At 45.7% G+C, this 17,155-nt stretch carries 15 protein-coding genes; 5 read left to right on the top strand and 10 right to left on the bottom strand.

Annotated elements, in window-relative coordinates; genetic code table 11:
• Window positions 1-36 precede the first annotated feature (36 nt).
• Complete coding sequence (locus JO154_RS05040; RefSeq protein ID WP_291942501.1) at window positions 37-606, bottom strand: hypothetical protein; 570 nt, start codon at window positions 604-606, stop codon at window positions 37-39.
• A 114-nt stretch (window positions 607-720) separates the two neighbouring features.
• Between JO154_RS05040 and JO154_RS05035 the strand changes: the two genes are divergently transcribed.
• Window positions 721-1,173 carry a hypothetical protein gene (locus JO154_RS05035; RefSeq protein WP_291942498.1) on the top strand — a complete coding sequence of 151 codons (453 nt, stop codon included), beginning with the start codon at window positions 721-723 and terminating at the stop codon, window positions 1,171-1,173.
• A gap of 88 nt (window positions 1,174-1,261) precedes the next feature.
• Here the strand turns inward: JO154_RS05035 and JO154_RS05030 are convergent, their stop codons facing one another.
• From JO154_RS05030 to JO154_RS04995, 8 genes are all read right to left on the bottom strand, one after another.
• Complete coding sequence (locus JO154_RS05030; RefSeq protein ID WP_291942497.1) at window positions 1,262-1,810, bottom strand: PepSY-like domain-containing protein; 549 nt, start codon at window positions 1,808-1,810, stop codon at window positions 1,262-1,264.
• A gap of 228 nt (window positions 1,811-2,038) precedes the next feature.
• Window positions 2,039-3,109, bottom strand: a complete 1,071-nt coding sequence (locus JO154_RS05025; RefSeq protein ID WP_291942496.1) for a membrane dipeptidase — start codon at window positions 3,107-3,109, stop codon at window positions 2,039-2,041.
• Window positions 3,110-3,124: 15 nt separating this feature from the next.
• Window positions 3,125-4,162, bottom strand: a complete 1,038-nt coding sequence (locus tag JO154_RS05020; RefSeq protein ID WP_291942494.1) for a sugar kinase — start codon at window positions 4,160-4,162, stop codon at window positions 3,125-3,127.
• A gap of 109 nt (window positions 4,163-4,271) precedes the next feature.
• Window positions 4,272-4,742 carry a RidA family protein gene (locus JO154_RS05015; protein ID WP_111594437.1) on the bottom strand — a complete coding sequence of 157 codons (471 nt, stop codon included), beginning with the start codon at window positions 4,740-4,742 and terminating at the stop codon, window positions 4,272-4,274.
• Between the two features lie 41 nt (window positions 4,743-4,783).
• Window positions 4,784-6,085, bottom strand: coding sequence for a gluconate:H+ symporter (locus JO154_RS05010; protein ID WP_291942488.1), 1,302 nt, complete (start codon window positions 6,083-6,085; stop codon window positions 4,784-4,786).
• An 11-nt stretch (window positions 6,086-6,096) separates the two neighbouring features.
• Window positions 6,097-8,358, bottom strand: coding sequence for a family 20 glycosylhydrolase (locus tag JO154_RS05005; protein WP_291942487.1), 2,262 nt, complete (start codon window positions 8,356-8,358; stop codon window positions 6,097-6,099).
• 2 nt (window positions 8,359-8,360) lie between these two features.
• Complete coding sequence (locus tag JO154_RS05000) at window positions 8,361-9,920, bottom strand: SusD/RagB family nutrient-binding outer membrane lipoprotein (protein ID WP_291942485.1); 1,560 nt, start codon at window positions 9,918-9,920, stop codon at window positions 8,361-8,363.
• A 21-nt stretch (window positions 9,921-9,941) separates the two neighbouring features.
• Window positions 9,942-13,106: a SusC/RagA family TonB-linked outer membrane protein gene (locus JO154_RS04995; protein ID WP_291942484.1), complete on the bottom strand. Its 3,165-nt coding sequence runs from the start codon at window positions 13,104-13,106 to the stop codon at window positions 9,942-9,944.
• Window positions 13,107-13,443: 337 nt separating this feature from the next.
• On the opposite strand from JO154_RS04995, the gene JO154_RS04990 reads away from it, so the two are divergent.
• Complete coding sequence (locus JO154_RS04990) at window positions 13,444-14,229, top strand: DeoR/GlpR family DNA-binding transcription regulator (RefSeq protein WP_291942482.1); 786 nt, start codon at window positions 13,444-13,446, stop codon at window positions 14,227-14,229.
• 122 nt (window positions 14,230-14,351) lie between these two features.
• On the top strand, window positions 14,352-14,726 hold the full coding sequence (locus JO154_RS04985; RefSeq protein ID WP_291942481.1) for a VOC family protein: 375 nt from the start codon (window positions 14,352-14,354) through the stop codon (window positions 14,724-14,726).
• Here JO154_RS04985 and JO154_RS04980 read toward each other — a convergent pair.
• Entirely contained in the window at window positions 14,720-15,133 is a 414-nt protein-coding gene (locus tag JO154_RS04980) for a carboxymuconolactone decarboxylase family protein (protein WP_291942480.1), read from the bottom strand. The two genes, JO154_RS04985 and JO154_RS04980, sit on opposite strands and share 7 nt — an antisense overlap.
• Window positions 15,134-15,323: 190 nt before the next feature.
• On the opposite strand from JO154_RS04980, the gene JO154_RS04975 reads away from it, so the two are divergent.
• Window positions 15,324-16,496 (top strand): DUF3427 domain-containing protein, encoded by a 1,173-nt coding sequence (locus JO154_RS04975; RefSeq protein WP_291942478.1) that lies wholly within the window; start codon window positions 15,324-15,326, stop codon window positions 16,494-16,496.
• An 11-nt stretch (window positions 16,497-16,507) separates the two neighbouring features.
• Window positions 16,508-17,065, top strand: coding sequence for a thioredoxin family protein (locus JO154_RS04970; RefSeq protein ID WP_291942476.1), 558 nt, complete (start codon window positions 16,508-16,510; stop codon window positions 17,063-17,065).
• Window positions 17,066-17,155 lie beyond the last annotated feature (90 nt).

Genomic DNA, 17,155 nt, shown 5'->3' with positions numbered 1-17,155 from the left:
TATATGCAATGCACCTATTTTTTGGAAGGATTTCATTCAATGATATGTATATATGATAACGGAGAAGAGTAAACGAAGTTTGCCCGCGGTATAGTTACTAAACTGATCTTTCCTCAGATCAAAAAACGCCAGCTCCTGCCCTGCTTTACCTATTAAAACAATCCGCTGTAGTCGTGCATTTCCCGTCACGGGAGCTGCTGTAAGGATTACTTCCTGTACTTCATTAAAATCAATATTATAGTAACGGGGTCTTCCACCAGCAAAAGTGTGCATTCTGTAGAACTCGAACTGTCGTGCTTGGAAATTGATCGTCACATGTTGTTGTCCTTCTGTGAGTAGCAATAGATCTCTCCAGATAAACAAGCAAATCAACAATAATAATACAGGCGCTCCCCAACTATCAAATCCATAAGCTGATATGTATACCAAATAGGATAAAGGTATTAGACACAGTACTAACCAGGACACCAGTACGAAAGTTCTGGAATCACAGGGAGGTTTAATAATGACTGCTTCTGGTCTTACTTCCAGGAAATTGACTCCCCGTTTCCTGGATGCCAGTTGTTGCAGCCCGCGGATGGTGCGCTCCAATCTGGAAAATGGCATAGTTGGGGTTTAATAATGGTGCTGATCGCCAGTACAAGCCTATTGTTTTTAAGTTACGATTTATCACTGCAGGTACAAATCAGTTATCTTTGAGCACCATAGAAACCCTTAGATATGAAACCACTTATTGTATTGATTGGTAGTTTTGTGTTAGCGCTGTTAGTGCTGTTACTATTACATCACAGTTATGAATGGGCCTTTGCCGGCCGCATAGCCATGGCTATTATGCTATTTTTCACCGCCAGTGCACATTTTGCGTTTTCAAAAGGTATGGAAATGATGATGCCGCCCTCTATCCCTTACAAAAAGTTCATGGTAGCATTAACGGGTATTCTAGAGATCTTGGGGGGCATTGGATTATTAATTCCATCATTACGACATATGGCCGGTATTTGCTTGATTATTTTCTTCGTAGCGGTATTACCTGCGAATATCTACGCAGCAATGCAGTCGATCGACTACCAGAAGGGGACCACTGGTGGCAATGGGTTACGTTATTTATGGTTCCGGGTACCGCTGCAAATATTGTTTATACTATGGGTTTATTGCAGTGCGGTGGCAAATTAAAAAAATAGGGTTCTCATAAACATTCATTCGATATAAACATTTACGTATAGCCGTAAGGGTAAAACAAAACGATCATGGTTTGACTGCATTATCTCGCCTTCATAAAGTTGCCGTCTTTGTCAAACAGCAGGCGTTTTTCTACTCCTTTAGACTGAACGATCGTCACTTCCCAGATCACTTTCGTTTTGTTAGGTTCAATCACTCTTTTCACCTTATCCTTTTTTATGGTATACGATGGATAGGTGTTAACAATATAGGTAGTTATATTAGTGGGCAATTCTACATCCTTGGCGATTTCATTGGCGCGGATGAGATTGCCGTCTTTATCATACACTGCTTCCACATCCATTTTGGTACCAGTCATGGTCATTGTGTAATACTGGTCATTACCGAGAGGATTAGATTCGTCAATGAGGAAGTCTTTCCGATATAAATCCATTGGTATTTTCATCACATCGCGGAGGTTGGCTGTTGGAAACTGTTTTTGGAAGGCTTCCAATACCTCTGGCGGAAGTTGTTCTTTCTTGATACGTTCCGCTTTGAGTACTACGTCAGTTCCTTCATCCTGAGCGTATGCGGCCATAGTGATACCACCGCTAAGCATCATCAGTAACAATCCTTTTTTCAATAGGTTCATATGACTGAAATTTAGGGTGAATGAATATCCCATTATAACACAGAAACTTATTATACACCTGCTAAAATGGGCAAGGTCAGCCGATGTACGTATTTACAATAAATGATAACAATTACGGTTACTCGAAGGTTGCTCGCAGGGGCTGTTTGGAGTGATAAACTTTCGTTAATAAAAAAGCCTGCACAGCAGTGTGTGCAAGCTTTATATGCTGTTCACTTGTCTTATTATCTATTTCCAGGCTTTGCGAAGTAAACGCAGCCAATTGCCATGCATGATGTTTTCAATATCAGCAGCAGCATATCCGCGAGCTGCAAACATAGCAGGTAATTTTTGCAGATCCGCGATGGTTTCAAGATCGTATGGACATTGTTCTTTACCGAATGCGCCATCCAGATCTGTACCGATACCTACATGCAAACTGTTGCCGGCCAACTGGCATATATGATCGATGTGATCGATCATTTTAGCGAGATTACAGTCCATCGACTCAGGCGTGGACTCACCACGCACCCAATTAGGCACCATCATCCAGGCATCCAGTGCGCCGCCAATGACCGCATCTTTTTGGATGAGGGTACGAATCATATCATCGCTGAACTGACGGTTATGATCCACTAGGGCGCGACAGTTATTATGACTAGCCCATACCGGGCCATTATAGATCTCCATTGCATCCCAGAAGGCATCATCACAAAGGTGCGTTGCATCCAATATGATGTTGAGCTCCTCCATGCGGCGTATCAGTTGTCTCCCTATATCATTCAAATGGCCGGTTGCATCCGTACCATTGGCATATCTGCCGGGGCCGTAGTGTGCAGGACCTACCGCTCTCAATCCGTTTTCCCAGGCCTTTTCCAAGTATGACAAATCAATAATAGAATCAGCTCCTTCCAGGCTCAGGATATAGCCGATAGGTTTAGTATCGGTTGGGGTACCATCGTTCCATAGTTGCAGATGCGCTTCCAGGCCTGCGAGGTCTTTGATCATGCGCATCTCTCCGGCATCTTCCATGGCCTTATACCAGGCCAGTTGGCCTTGCGTCTGCGCCCATGCTTGATGCGGCGAATGCCAGCCAGGAAGCGGATTGTCGGCCGCCACAAAACGACCAATCTGGGTAGCTACCACCAATCCTATATTTCCTTTACGCAATTCGGGCAATGCCACTACCCCTTTTGTCCTATCTGGTTTATCATTCAGCCCTTCCTCTCGCTGACGGATGGCATGTACCGGCTGTTGCAGGTCGCGATTCCATTCCAACGCATTCATGCTGAGGTCGAGGTGTGCGTCTATCGTAAACATAGTTATGACGTGTTATTAACGTGAAATTCTTCCGGAAGGACCTTGCTGCATCAGCAATGCTACTTCCTCCCGGTTTACTAATGCCCAATCGCCGGGAATACTCTGTTTGATGACACCGCAAGCGGTGGCAAAATCTACTACCTGTTGTGGTGGCAACTTTTGCAGCAAACCGTATAGTAGTCCTGCTGTAAAAGCATCTCCCGTACCTATTTGATCTGTGATGTTATGCAGATGGTAGCTACGGGAGAAATAAAATGCATTGTTATAGGCGAGTGCGCCGGTATAATACAACTGATTTTGGTGTTGGTGACGGAAGGTCATACCGAGTGCTTCCAGCCGGGGCATATGTTCCTTCAAGGCTTCAAAGCATTGCTGGAACTGTGTTTCAAACGAGGCATTGGAATCTGTCGTAATACCGTAATAGGTATTGGCAGCATCCAGGTCGGCCACAGCAATGTGGCTGAAACGAAGTAAATCGGGCATTACTTCCGCAGGATGTTTACCATATTGCCATAGTCGGGAGCGATAATTAAAATCTGAGGAGACACGAAGTCCTTTGCTGGCAGCGGTTTCTAAAGCTTCGCGACAAACAGCCGCGGCACTTTCAGAGACCGCTGCGGCCACTCCAGACCAATGAAAGCAAGTACTTTGCTGCAAGATGTGCTGCCAGTTGAAATCTCCCGGAGCAGTGGTAGCAAAGCTAGATGCATGCCGGTCGTATATGACAGTCGTTGGTCTGATTTGATTGCCAGCTTCTGTAAAATAAAGACCGAGTCTTTCACCTCCCCAGGTCAAATGTTCCGTATTGACGCCGTGAGCGCGCAACTGTTGTACGCCTGTTTTGGCCAATTCATTTTCAGGAATCCGGCTGACGTAATCCGCCTGCATTCCCAATTTGGCCAGCAGTACGCATACATTGGCTTCTGCGCCAGCATAGTAGGGAATATAATTCGTTGCTTGTTGAAAGCGCGTGCCACTACTACTGTGCAAGCGTAGTAAGAACTCCCCGAAACCTGTTACCCTAGGGGCTTTGTCACCATACGGCAGTTGCATCGTATATTATTTTGATATCTGTTTACCCTGATATACGCCTTCCCGTGAGGAAATGCACCATAAAGATAATTTCCAGGCAGCATATCAAGGTAAACAAATCATCAAACAGCTAGTATAATTCAAACAGTGCTTCAATTTCCACCGGGATATTATCCGGCAGGGAACCGAATCCCACTGCACTTCTTACACCGATACCGTTTTCTTCGCCCCAAACGGCGGCAAACAGTTCGCTGCAACCATTAATGATATATGGATGACGCTCGAAATCAGGTGTACAGTTCACCATACCCAATACCTTGATGACGCGTTTCACTTTGTCCAAACTACCAATATGCGTTTTGATGGTAGACAACATGGTTAAACCTACTTGTCTTGCTGCCAGCTTTCCTTGCTCCATATCCAGGGCCGCACCGATACGACCGATGATCAGGGATTTATCATCCTGTACAGGGCCATGGCCAGAGAGGTACAGGTATTTTCCATCTACCAGGCAGGGCTTATATACGCCCAGCGGTGCTGGCGCCGGAGGTAAACTCAATCCCAGTGCTGCGAACCGCTCTTCTGCATGATTGTTTTCCATAGAATTCACTTTTAGCTTTTATGTTGTTTTAGTTAATACGCTTAGATAAATGCATTTAGCAAGAGTACTCCCAATAATCCGGCCACACCCACAATCGTTTCCATCACCGACCAAGAGAGCAAGGTATTTTTAATACTCATATTGAAATATTCTTTAAACATCCAGAAGCCGGCATCGTTCACATGAGAGAACATTAAGCTGCCTGCCCCAACGGATAGTACCATCAGGTTAGGATTGGCATGCGCTTGTACCATGAGGGGCTCTATCATGCTCGCAGCGGTCAGTCCTGCTATGGTAGCCGATCCTATACAAGCACGTATAATCGCTGCCGTTAGCCAGCCCAATATCAATACAGGGATATGCCAGTTTTGCATCGCAGCGGCAATCTGTGCGCTCACGCCACTGTCGGACAACACTTGTTTCAAAGCGCCTGATCCTGCAATGATTAGTACAATCATGGCCACATCGTTGACTGCTTCGCCATAGAAACGGGTCACTTCCTTCATGGTGCGGCCTTGGCAGATGCCTAGTGTGAAAGTGGCCACCACAATACAGAACAGCATAACGATGGGCGCATCGCCCGCAAATACCAGCCACGCGTTTTTACCGGAGAGATGATTTAGCGCAGTGGTAAATACCAACAAGAGTACTGGCAACAATGCCGTGATGAAGCTATTGAAGCGTCCAGGCAATCGTGTCTCCCTAACTGCTTCCTGTTGAAATAAAGCATTGGGAGCAGACGGCATTTTCACCAGGAACCTGGAAAATATTGGACCTGCCAGGATCAGCGCAGGAATGGCCACTACCATGCCATACAGCAAAGTAAGTCCCATATCCGCATGAAACTGCGTTACCAGCGCAGCCGGCGAAGGATGCGGCGGCAGGAAACCATGCGTGATAGAAAGTGCCGCCAATGTAGGCAAGCCAATATATACCGCTGGTAGTTTATACTGGTATACCACAGAGAAAATCAGTGGTACCATCAATACGAAGCCAACACCGTAATACAGTGGGATGCCAATGATAAAACCAGCCACCAGCAAAGCCCATTGGATATAACGGGTACCGAAAAGCTTCATCAGCGAGTTAGCGATTTGTTGCGCTGCCCCGCTTTCAGCCACCAGCTTACCCAGCATAGCGCCTAGCATAATGATAGATAGCAGTCCACCGATGGTATCCCCTATCCCTTTCTGCAAACTCGCAGGAATTTTATCTGCCGGGATTCCTAACAAAATACCCGCCAATATGGACACTAGGAGGAAGGAAATGAACGCATTCATTTTTCCCCAGGTCACCAGTAAAATCAATACCAACAAACAGCCGGCAACAATCAAGAACGACATAGGCGCTGAACTCAGTTAATAATAATTTCGTCTAACAAAAGCATACTATTGCCGCCAGCGCCATATTCCTTAGCGGGAATCACACCAGCGTTTTTAGCTATCACCCTTACATAGCGCGCTTTGACAGGCTTCACCTGTATCCGCACAGGATTGATACCATTGATGATAAAAGTTTTTGTTTTTGCCAGCGGCAAGAAATGAACGCCATCCAAGGAATACTGAAACTCCAGGATAGCGGGCGCCCACATGCGTTGCCAGTGGTAATTCAGCACATTTGTGGCCACCATTTTCAGCGATTGTGCCGTACCCAAATCGATCACCGCATCCAGGTCGCGTTTGCTGAAACCTAGCCACTGTCCATCATTAAAGCGATGAGTACCGGTGATACCATTTACCAGCGTACTGGCGTCACCGTTATACTTGGTATTAGGGGATTCTTTCAGCCGGATATCCGCGCCCGTAGCCTTATTAACCAGGAATGACTGCTGAAATTCTCGGTACTTTTTAGTTGGTCCGTTGAAGATAGCAGCTCTGAGAGTAGTATTTCGGGAGATGCGGATTGGGTCAGTATATACGTTACTGTTAGGTCCGGGTGCTGAACCATCCACAGTATAGCGCATCACAGCGTTAGTGGCATCAGTATGCAAGGAGATAGTCATCGCGCCATGCTCCAGGTGCTCTTGCTGGTAAGTAATTTCATTATAGACATTGCTGGGGGTAATCTGATGTTTTTGTAGCAATGGCAATTGTTGTTGTAAACGTTGCAAGAAATGGGGGTAATCGCGCGTAGTTTGCGGCGACCATGCCCTTTCTGCCAATGCTAGCAAGCGTGGGAAAATCATGTAATCCGCTTGCGCAGTAGTAGGCAGGTATTCGCTCCACATCTGCCCCTGTATACCGCGGATATATGGCAGCAGGGCTGTATCTCCAGCCGCATGTAAAGGATCGTAATTATAGACTTCACTTAAAGGCGTATATCCGCCAGCGGCCACTGGTTCCGCTGGGTAGAGTGATTGGTAGTGATCAAAATACAGTTCGTCTTCTGGTGTCATAATCACGTACTGCTGCTGTTTGGCCGCTTCAATAGCGCCCTCCACTCCTCTCCAGCTCATCACTGTAGCACCTGGTGCAAGGCCACCTTCCAGGATTTCATCCCAACCAATCACCTTCCGACCTTTAGATTGGATATATTGACTGATACGTTTTACAAAATAGCTTTGTAGTTCATTTTCATTTTTCAGGTGCATGGATCGCATGCGTTGCTGACAAGCAGGGCATTCCTGCCAGCGCACTTTCGGGCATTCATCCCCACCCAAATGGATATACGAAGATGGGAAGAGCGCGATCACTTCATCCAATACGTCTTGCAGGAAAGTGAACGTACTATCGTTTCCAGCGCAAAATACATCATCAAATACGCCCCAGAACTGCGCTGTTTTATAGGGTCCTTTCGTGCAACCTAGTTCCGGATAAGCCGCGAGCGCAGCCAGCGCGTGACCAGGCATTTCTATTTCAGGAATGACGTTGATATGTCGGGCTGCCGCATAGGCTACCACTTCTTTCACTTGTTCCTGCGTATAGAAGCCTCCATATGGCTTGCCATCGAACCGATGCGGTAGTTCTTTTTTGTGGCCGATCATGGTTTGGTCACGCCAAGCTGAGATAGATTGGAGTTTAGGATATTTCTTTATCTCTATTCGCCAGCCCTGATCGTCTGTCAGGTGCCAGTGGAAATTATTGATCTTGTATAGTGCTAGTTGATCGATGAGTTTTTTGAGGTACTCCACCGAAAAGAAGTGTCGGCCTACATCCAGGTGCATACCCCTATAAGCGAAACGGGGATAGTCCGTAATATCAGCGCCTTTCAATACCAGAAAGTTACCATTTCCTTTATGCCACAACTGTTGTAGCGTAGCCATACCGTGTACAATACCGTCAGTACTGTACGCAGTGAGTTGTACGCCGTTTTGGTCGATGTGGAGGCGATAGCCTTCTGGAGGGAGTGCAGCCAGCGTATCCACGGTGAAGACGATGCGTTTATTGCCGGTGGAGGGCAATGTATATCCCAACTCCTCTTTGATACTGGTATTTAACAGATCAGCGAGTGCCGCATCCGCAATAAGGGCCGTGTGCTTATCCAGGAGGAAAGAGTCTGCTCTCCACTCAATTTGTACAGGCAAAGGAATCAGGCCCGGTGTACCGGCCTGATTCCTTTGGGCGCCGGCATGGAATCCCATACCGGCCAGTAAAAAGCTTATAATTAGTTTCTTCATTTTTATTTATCCCACCACATTCTGGTTGTTAAAAGATCTGGACCTTGGCGGGTAACAGCAGCCTTGTAGTTCACCGCATTGATCAACTGTTCCGCAGCAGAGTATGGCAGGCGACGTGGAATAGTGCCGTTGGTAGCATTGCTAGGATAGTTAACAGGCGTAAGTGCAGGATATCCTGTACGACGCCAGTTGGCATATGCTTCTTGTTCATCCAGCAGCATGGCCACCCAGAATTGGCTGTGAATTTGTTGCATTTGTTGATCGAAAGTACCCGCCGCATTGAAAGGATGCGCCGTCAGGTATGCATCGATACTATTCTGAGGGATCACGCCGCCAGCGCCAAACAACGCTAGGTTACGCATGGCAGCCGTTACGCCATTCCTGTAATATTGCGCCGCATCGCCGCTGATCCAGCCGCGAGCAACTGCTTCACTCATCAGGAGGTTCGTTTCAGCATTTGTTAATATTAACAAAGGAGCCGCGTATTTCAAAATGGTATTTGGATTAGGCTCAGAGAAAGTAACGAAGTCTTTTGGCTTAGAATCTGTACCATTCGCCATTCCCTTTTGGTTAGCAGCGGTGGTATCAGGTGCGCCACTGGTCCAAACGACAGACAATACCGGCAAACGGGGATCATTGTTAGTTTGCAGATAATCGATGAACGTTTTGCTGAACTTGCTCCACTCGATATTGTTCGCACCTTTAGAAGCAGTGGTATAGTCTTGTCCGATCAGCTCCAGCGCCACTGGATTTTGGTTATAGGTTTGCGGACCAGCAGCATAGTTAATCACCGCATTATCCGTTGCATTCAGAATCACGCCGCCGTTCACCGCCTTCTGTACCCAGTCTTTCACCACAATTTTACCATCTGAAACTTTGGTACAACGCATCGCCACACGCAACATCAGGGAATAACCGAATTTTTTCCATTTGTTGACATCTCCATTGAAGAAGAAATCAGCCGAGCCAAAGGTAGGCTGGGCAGGATCAAAAGCATTGATCGCCGCATCCAGTTCTTTCAGCATATCCACGTAGATATCCGCCTGTGCATCGTATTTAGGCAGGAAGTTACCCTCCCTTGCTTTGGACGCATCTGAATACGGCACATCGCCGTAGAGATCCGTAATACGCTGCATCAGCAGCACTTTCCAGATACGTGCAGCAGCGAGTTTATTGACAGAAGTAGCCGCTACTTTAGGGTCCTTGCAGGCATTGATAATATCTTGCACGGTGAGAATAGAATTCGGATATACGTAACGGTAGTAAAACCCTTGGTATTGATCGTTCACCGCATATTTATCACCACATCCGGAACCACCAATTTCCTTGGCCACACTGAAGTGTTGCACATAGGTACCGCAGTGTAGGTAAGAGGTGTAATAATAAGCCCTGTCGTATACCAAGTTTCCTTTCAGCAAGCTTTGGGAAAAGAGGTAATTCACATTAGGAGTGGTAGAAGCGTTAGGGTTCTTGTTCAGGTCGTCGAATCCTTTATCACAGGAAGCGAGGCCCATAGCAGTACCCAACAGGAAGATGTATTTATACTTAGCAAAAAGTTGCATGCGAGTAATTTTTTAAGATGACTAGAATTTAACATTCAGGTTAAGACCGTAGCTCCTGGTAGGAGGTACACCGAACATTTCAAAGCCCTGCGCACTGGCATTGCTGAAAGTAGATTCAGGGTCGATATTAGGCGTGTTTTTATAGAGAATGAACAGGTTCCTTGCCACGAAAGAAACGCTGGCTCCCTGTACTTTAGCGAATGACAGCAACTGTGTAGGAATGTTGTAAGTCAACACCACCTGGCGCAATTTTATGAAGCTGGCATCGTATACAAATTTCTCAGAGATATTCTTGAAGTTATCGTAGTACTGTTGAATACCATTCGCATAGGTAAATGTTTTGGTAAACGGTTTACCATCGGTATCCACGCCAGTTACGGTCAGGCCGTCTGTTCTACCCGGCAGGGTAATTTTAGAAAGACCGAAGCGGGTAGCATACAGGTTTGTAGCAGAGTATACGTGTCCACCGAACTTACCATCTACCAATACGCTCAGATCAAAACGTTTGTAGTGGAAGCTGTTCGTAATACCCATGGTGAGTGGGGAGATACCGGTACCCAGTTCCGCCATTTCTGTTTTTTCATAGCCAGTGGATTTGTCGTAGATCGTGTTGCCTTGTGCATCATGTTTTACGCGGTTACCCATGATGATACTGTAAGGTTTGCCTACTTCCGCATACAGGAAAGCATAGTTGTTTACGCTCGCATCCAGTGTGAGGTTGTCCAGGCCGTTGAGAGATTCCACACGGTTACGGTTATACGCCATATTGTAGCTTACATCCCAACTGAAGGATTTTCCTTTGTAAGGCGTACCGTTGATCATGAGTTCCACCCCTTTGTTGCTCATCTGGCCTACGTTGAGGTAAGCAGAGTTATAGCCGGAGCCTGGAGATACCGCTACTTGCATGATATCATTGGTCGTTTTGCGGCTGTAGTAAGTCAGGTCAATACCCAGGCGATTGTTGAGGAAGCGACCTTCCACACCAATTTCCGCAGTAGTAGACGTATATGGTTTCAGGTTAGGATTAGGCGCCATCAACTGACCAGAAGTGGTACCGTTGCCGGTTTGCGTAGGCGTTTGCAGCGGCTGATTGAGGTGACCGCCGCCAGGTACCATGCTATAGGTCTGGTTCAGCGCATAAGGCAATGGAGCACCACCGCCTACTTGTGCCCAAGAGGTTCTCACTTTCGCAAAATTCACCCATGCTGGCATGGAAACCGCTTCAGATAAGAGGAAGCTAGCGCCCACAGATGGATAGAAAATGCTGTTGTTTTTTGGAGACAATGTAGAGAACCAATCATTACGACCAGTAGCAGTAATGAACAAGAGATCTTTAAAGCTGAGGTCTATCGAACCAAAAACAGAGTTGGTAGCCAGGTGTTGATTAGACACTGCTGGGAGGAGACTCAGTACGTTAGATGGATCGTAGAATCCAGGTTGGAAGAAGCCTTTACCAGCCAGGGTAGTGATATCTGTGCTGTTTTTGCGCTTGTTACCACCCGCCATAGCGGTGAGTTGCAGATCGCGACTCAATTTACCCTGGTAGTTAAAGGTCAGTTCCGCGTTGGTTTCCGCAATAGTAGTATTGATGCCTTGGTAATAACCGTCAGGCATATACGCAGTACCCGAAGGCACGATACCTACATAGCTAGTAGCGGTATAGTCGTGCGTTACGCGGCCGCGAACGAAGAAATTATCCAGGATATTATATTTGATACCGATGTTACCGATAAAGCGGTTGCGGTTATCGTGGTTTTGGAATTTGTTCAGTCCGAAATACGGGTTGGTAGCGAATTCAGAAGGGTTCCATTTAATCTCGTTACCGTTGGCATCGTAGCCAGGATGGAGGTTACGGATATCGACAGTATTTGCCAGCATATAGGTACCCCAGTTCACGTTACCTGGCGCATCGGAAACGCCTGTTCTGTTTTCAGATTTTTCCACGTTGTATTGGGCAAAGCCTTCCATGCTTACTTTTTTGCTCAGGTTAGCATTTGCGCCGAGGGTAAATATTTTTTTGTTGAGATGCTGGTTAGGAACGAGGCCGCGGTTATTCATATCGGAGAGGGAAGCGCGGTAGGTAGCATTCTCATTTCCGCCGGAGAACCCAACACTGTTGGTAAAGGTAGTACCGGTGTTATAGAAGTTTTTGATATTATTCTTTTGTGGAGAATAAGGTCTGGCTATGCCATCGAACTGCACAACGGGGGTTCCGTCCATTTTAGGGCCCCAGGAAAGGCGGCCAGCGCTGATCGCTTCTTGTTGGGTAGTGGGTTTATTACCGTTGATACCGGAGCCGTATTCATATTGCCAATCTGGTTTTACAGAGGGTGTTTCCATGGTGAAAGTGCCGTTATAGTCGACCCCAATTCCTTTTTGTTTCACTCCTTTTTTAGTAGTGATGAGGATAACGCCGTTGGCTGCACGAGAACCGTAGAGGGCTGCTGCGGGGCCGCCTTTCAGAACGGTTACCGATTCAATATCATCTGGGTTGATACCGCCGATACCATCGCCACGGTCCTGGTTAAGACCGATCGCGCCGTTACCGGAGGCAGGAGCGCCTTGTGTAGTATTATCGATAGGCATACCATTGATTACGTAGAGCGGTTGGTTGTCGCCGGCAAGGGAGCCTGTACCGCGGATGATCACGCGACTAGAAGCGCCTGGGCCGCCGGAGAGAGATGAAGCGTTGACGCCAGCTACTTTACCGGCGAGGGCATCGCCGAGGTTTGCAGCGCGGGCTTTGGTGAAGTCGCTGCCTTTCACTTCCGTGATCGCGTATGCCGTTGCTTTTTTCTCTTTTTTGATACCGAGTGCGGTGACCACTAGTTCATTGAGTGCTTTGGAGGAGAGTTCCAATTGCACATCGATGGATGATTGTCCGGCTGGTACTGTTATTTCCTTTTTATCATAACCGATGAACGTTACCAATAAGGTAATATTGGCTGCAGGATAATTTGCAGGAATTTTAAAAGTAAATTTTCCTTCCATGTCGGTGGTAGCGCCTACTCCTTTGGCATTGAGGAGGGTCACATTAGCGCCAATGATTTTTTGTCCGTCGGGCCCAGCTACGGTACCATTGATTTGGGCTGGTTTTGATTGCGAGAAGCTGGCCAGCGTGCATAGGAGACAGACTAAGGATAAGAATAGTTTCGGAAAACTTGCCAGGTTTATGACATTTTTCATTTTCGTGGTTTGGTTGATAATGCTTTTCAAATAATGCGGAAATACAGGACTAAAAATAGTCATTCTGGGGAAAACTGCAAATTATTTGCAAATATTCCTGCAATATAATCGCATAAAATTATCTAACCAATCAGTATTTATTGTTAAATAATTGATACTTAATAATTAAATTAATTTCAATTATTGCAGGAAAATTATTTATCTTAATAAAAATGCAAAAAATCATTCTGTAAGAATTATTTTTGTGGTAAGTATTATATTAGATCTAAATCTTATACCCCCAAACTGGGAGGGCAATAATACTTTCATCTAAAATTTGAATAGCCGAAATCAAGCCATGGATAGTGCAAATACCCAGGACCAGTTGCCTCCTGTAACCCTGACAAAAAAAGCCAGGAAGCAGCTTATTATTCAACAGGTGAACATCCATACCCGCATAACTTATACGGAACTGGTCCACCTGATTAATGTATCAGAAGATACCATCCGCCGGGATGTGAATGAACTGGCGGAGGATGGAGAAGTAGTGAAAATCAAAGGCGGCGCTATGTCTATCGCCTACCATTACGGCCATGAGTCAGAAACCTATGCCCAGCAAAATAAAGGGGTGATCGCCGATAAAACCTTGCAATTATTGCGGGATGATATGATCGTGCTGATCGGGGGCGGTACTACCATCCGGGAATTTATCAAAAAGATACCCACTACCCTCAAAGCCACTTTCATTACGGTGAATGTACTTTCCGCCGTGGAACTGCTGGATAAGCCTATGATAAAGACGATCGTCATCGGCGGACAGATATCGGCCTACAGCCAAATGACCGTCAGTGGTGAAGTATTTGAATACCTCTCCAATATCAAAGCTGACCTCTGTATCATCGGTACCAATGCCATTGATCCAGTAAATGGCCTCACGGACGCCGACTGGGAAACCATCCAGGTGAAAAAAGCGATGATAAAAGCCGCAGACAAAGTTGCAATTCTTGCAATTTCTGAGAAATTGAACTCGTCCATGAAAATGAAAATCGCAGACCTCTCCGATATTCATTATCTCATCACGGAACTGCCGGCAGACAGTAAAGAACTACAGGCCTATAAAGCCAAAGATCTCACCATACTTTAGCAATTGGTCAATCTATCATAAAGCAACAGCCCAGGATGCATTCATCCTGGGCTGTTGCTTTATAGTGCTGTACCATGATGGCAATGCTGTATTTTTTCAGTATCTTCAAAAAAACCTATTTTATGAAATTACCAGAAGGGTATCAACGCGTGATGCCATACCTTATACTTAAACATGCAGAAGGATTTTTTGATTTCACCCGCAAAGTGTTCGGTGCTACTGAAAAAATGCGCGTCTTCGAGCAAGACGTTTTCAAACATGGAGAAATCCAAATTGGGGATTGTACCATCATGTTCGGAGGAGGAAATACCGACTGGGGATATCAACCAGCCGGCCTTTTTATTTATGTAGAAGATGCAGATAAAACCTTTCAGACTGCGGTGGACTATGGCTGCAAAGCGATCATGCCCATTGCCGACCAGTCCTATGGCCGATCTGGCGGTGTTCAAGACCCCTATGGCAATACCTGGTGGATTACTTCAGTGATAGATCAATGATCTCCCAGGGTAATACGAATGCGGTTTAAGGCATTCATCAAGGCGATCCCCGCTGTAATATCAACTACTTCCTGCTGACTAAAGTATTGCTCCAGTTGCTGCAAGGTAGCAGGAGACGCTGTCCCTATTGCCGTTACTTCTTCCGCCCATTGCAATACCAACTTTTCTTTTGCGGTAAATCGTCCGGATAATTTCCATCCTGGTAATTCATCCAACAACTCCTGGGAAACGCCTAACTGTCGCATTTCCGCAGCATGGTACCCACAACAAAATGCACAACCATTTAACTGCGATACCCGTAACTCTGCCAATACCAATAAACGCTCCTCTCCTATATTCTTTCTAAACTGCTGATGCGCCTTATACAAATAGCCTATTGCTTCCGGTGATATTGCTTTATAATCCATATGACTTTATTTACCCGCAAAGGTCCGCCTCAGCCCCCATATAAAAATGGAAGGTTTTGGTGAATAATCAGGATAATTTCGGGGACGATAGTCGATCGTTATGATTTATGTTATATCAGTATAACCAAAACAGTGGTACATTTGCAACATTGAGAAATGCACCATTTGATTGTCGATTAATTCAATTATAATGACTCCAGCGTTTATCACCCAACAACTTTATACGAAAGCTGATATCTATCGCTTGCTCCAAGTACCTTCCGCAAAACAAAAAGGGTCTTGGAACACCGGCTATACGAAATATGAGCATAATATCTATTTGTTTGTCAATATTGGCGTTCCTGGTAGATCCGGACATGATTATGACAACCATTGGGAAAACGAAGATTTAGTATGGTATGGCAAAACAAATTCCCATAAAGATCAACCCTTGATTCGGGAGATGCTGGAACATGAATGCCCTGTACATCTTTTTACGCGGGAACACGACAGAGATGCATTTAAATACATAGGTATTATTCAAGCCAAAACCTACGTGGATGTTTCACCTATACAAATCACCTGGAGCATTGCCAATCCTATTAATCATCTCCGACCAGCTATCCGCATTCATACTGCCACCGCTTGGCAGCTCCTGATGCACAATGCCCAAGATGCGCAACAACAACAGGAAAGCCTTTTTTGCCCGTTTACGGAAAAAGAATATTGGATAACGGCAATATCCAATACGGCCGTGGAGCTGCAATCTACCGACGCTACTCCTATCCTACTGCATAAAAGACTCTTTGCGGAATTTATCCAGTACTTAAATACGGGGTTGCATATACCAATTCGGGAAGCAGGATTTCAGGTGCCATTAACAACATTAGCAGCCATCGTTTGGTTATTACCTTATCTCGACTGGGATGAGCATGCGGAACATATTTTATTCGATGAAGAGCTAGTGCCCTCCACACCAACGCTGACAGAAGCGCAAAATGATGAAGGCACCACCCCTTCCAACCGTAGGTCCAGAGCAGGTCAAAACAAATTCAAGGACAAACTCTTAAGCATATATGGCGGGCAGTGCTGTATCACCAAATGCAATGTGAAAGCGGCATTACATGCTTGCCATATAGAGCCCCATGCAGTTCGAGGCTTTAATCATTCTATCAATGGTTTATTACTACGCCTCGATATCCATGCCCTATGGGATAAAAACCTCATCGGTATACATCCTGAAACGAGGAAAATACATATTAAAGAGGCATTACGAAATACGGAATATCAACAGTTAGAACACATACAAATTGCCCCTAGAAAAGACGGCCGATCTTTATATATGATTGGATTAAAAAATAGGTGGCAAGAATTTTTAAAATAAAACAGCGGAACATGGACATCAAATCTTACGAGCACGAATTCTTTGACATCCTGCACGATCCCAATCCTGCAGCACCATACGACAATCCGAATTACTATAACTACACGAAATTAAACTGGTCCAGGCACCAACGCTGGCTCAAAGTGGGCGTACTCAGTGAAGAGATCAAAACGGCCGTGAAAGCGATTCAAGCGCCACAACAATGGATTATTATCACAGAGCCTTGGTGTGGAGATGCAGCGCATATCATCCCCTTCATTCAAATGATTGCCAATTTAAATCCTTTGATTACAACGGATTATCAGTTGAGGGATAGTGCTCCTAACCTGATAGACCAATACCTCACCAATGGCACGAAATCTATTCCGAAGCTCATCCTCCGCGATGCCACAGGCAAAGACCTAGCAGTATGGGGGCCCAGACCAGTGGAATCTCAAAAATTGTACAATCAGTTGAAGAAAGACAATGTAGATTTTGAGCAGCAGAAAATTGCGCTGCAACAATGGTACAATGATGATAAAGGGAAAAGTTTCCAGGCGGAATTATTACCACTGTTACTTGCATTATAAAAGAAGAAATTTTCTATAAAAGAAGAGAGGCGTGACGTCACGCCTCTCTTCTTTTATGTCGCGCCTGCCCAGTGGGTAGGCGCGACATAC

The organism is Chitinophaga sp. (assembly GCF_019236475.1).
Classification (GTDB): domain Bacteria; phylum Bacteroidota; class Bacteroidia; order Chitinophagales; family Chitinophagaceae; genus Chitinophaga.
The sequence above is the reverse complement of the archived record's forward strand: the minus strand, read 5'-3'. Positions and strand labels throughout refer to the sequence as shown.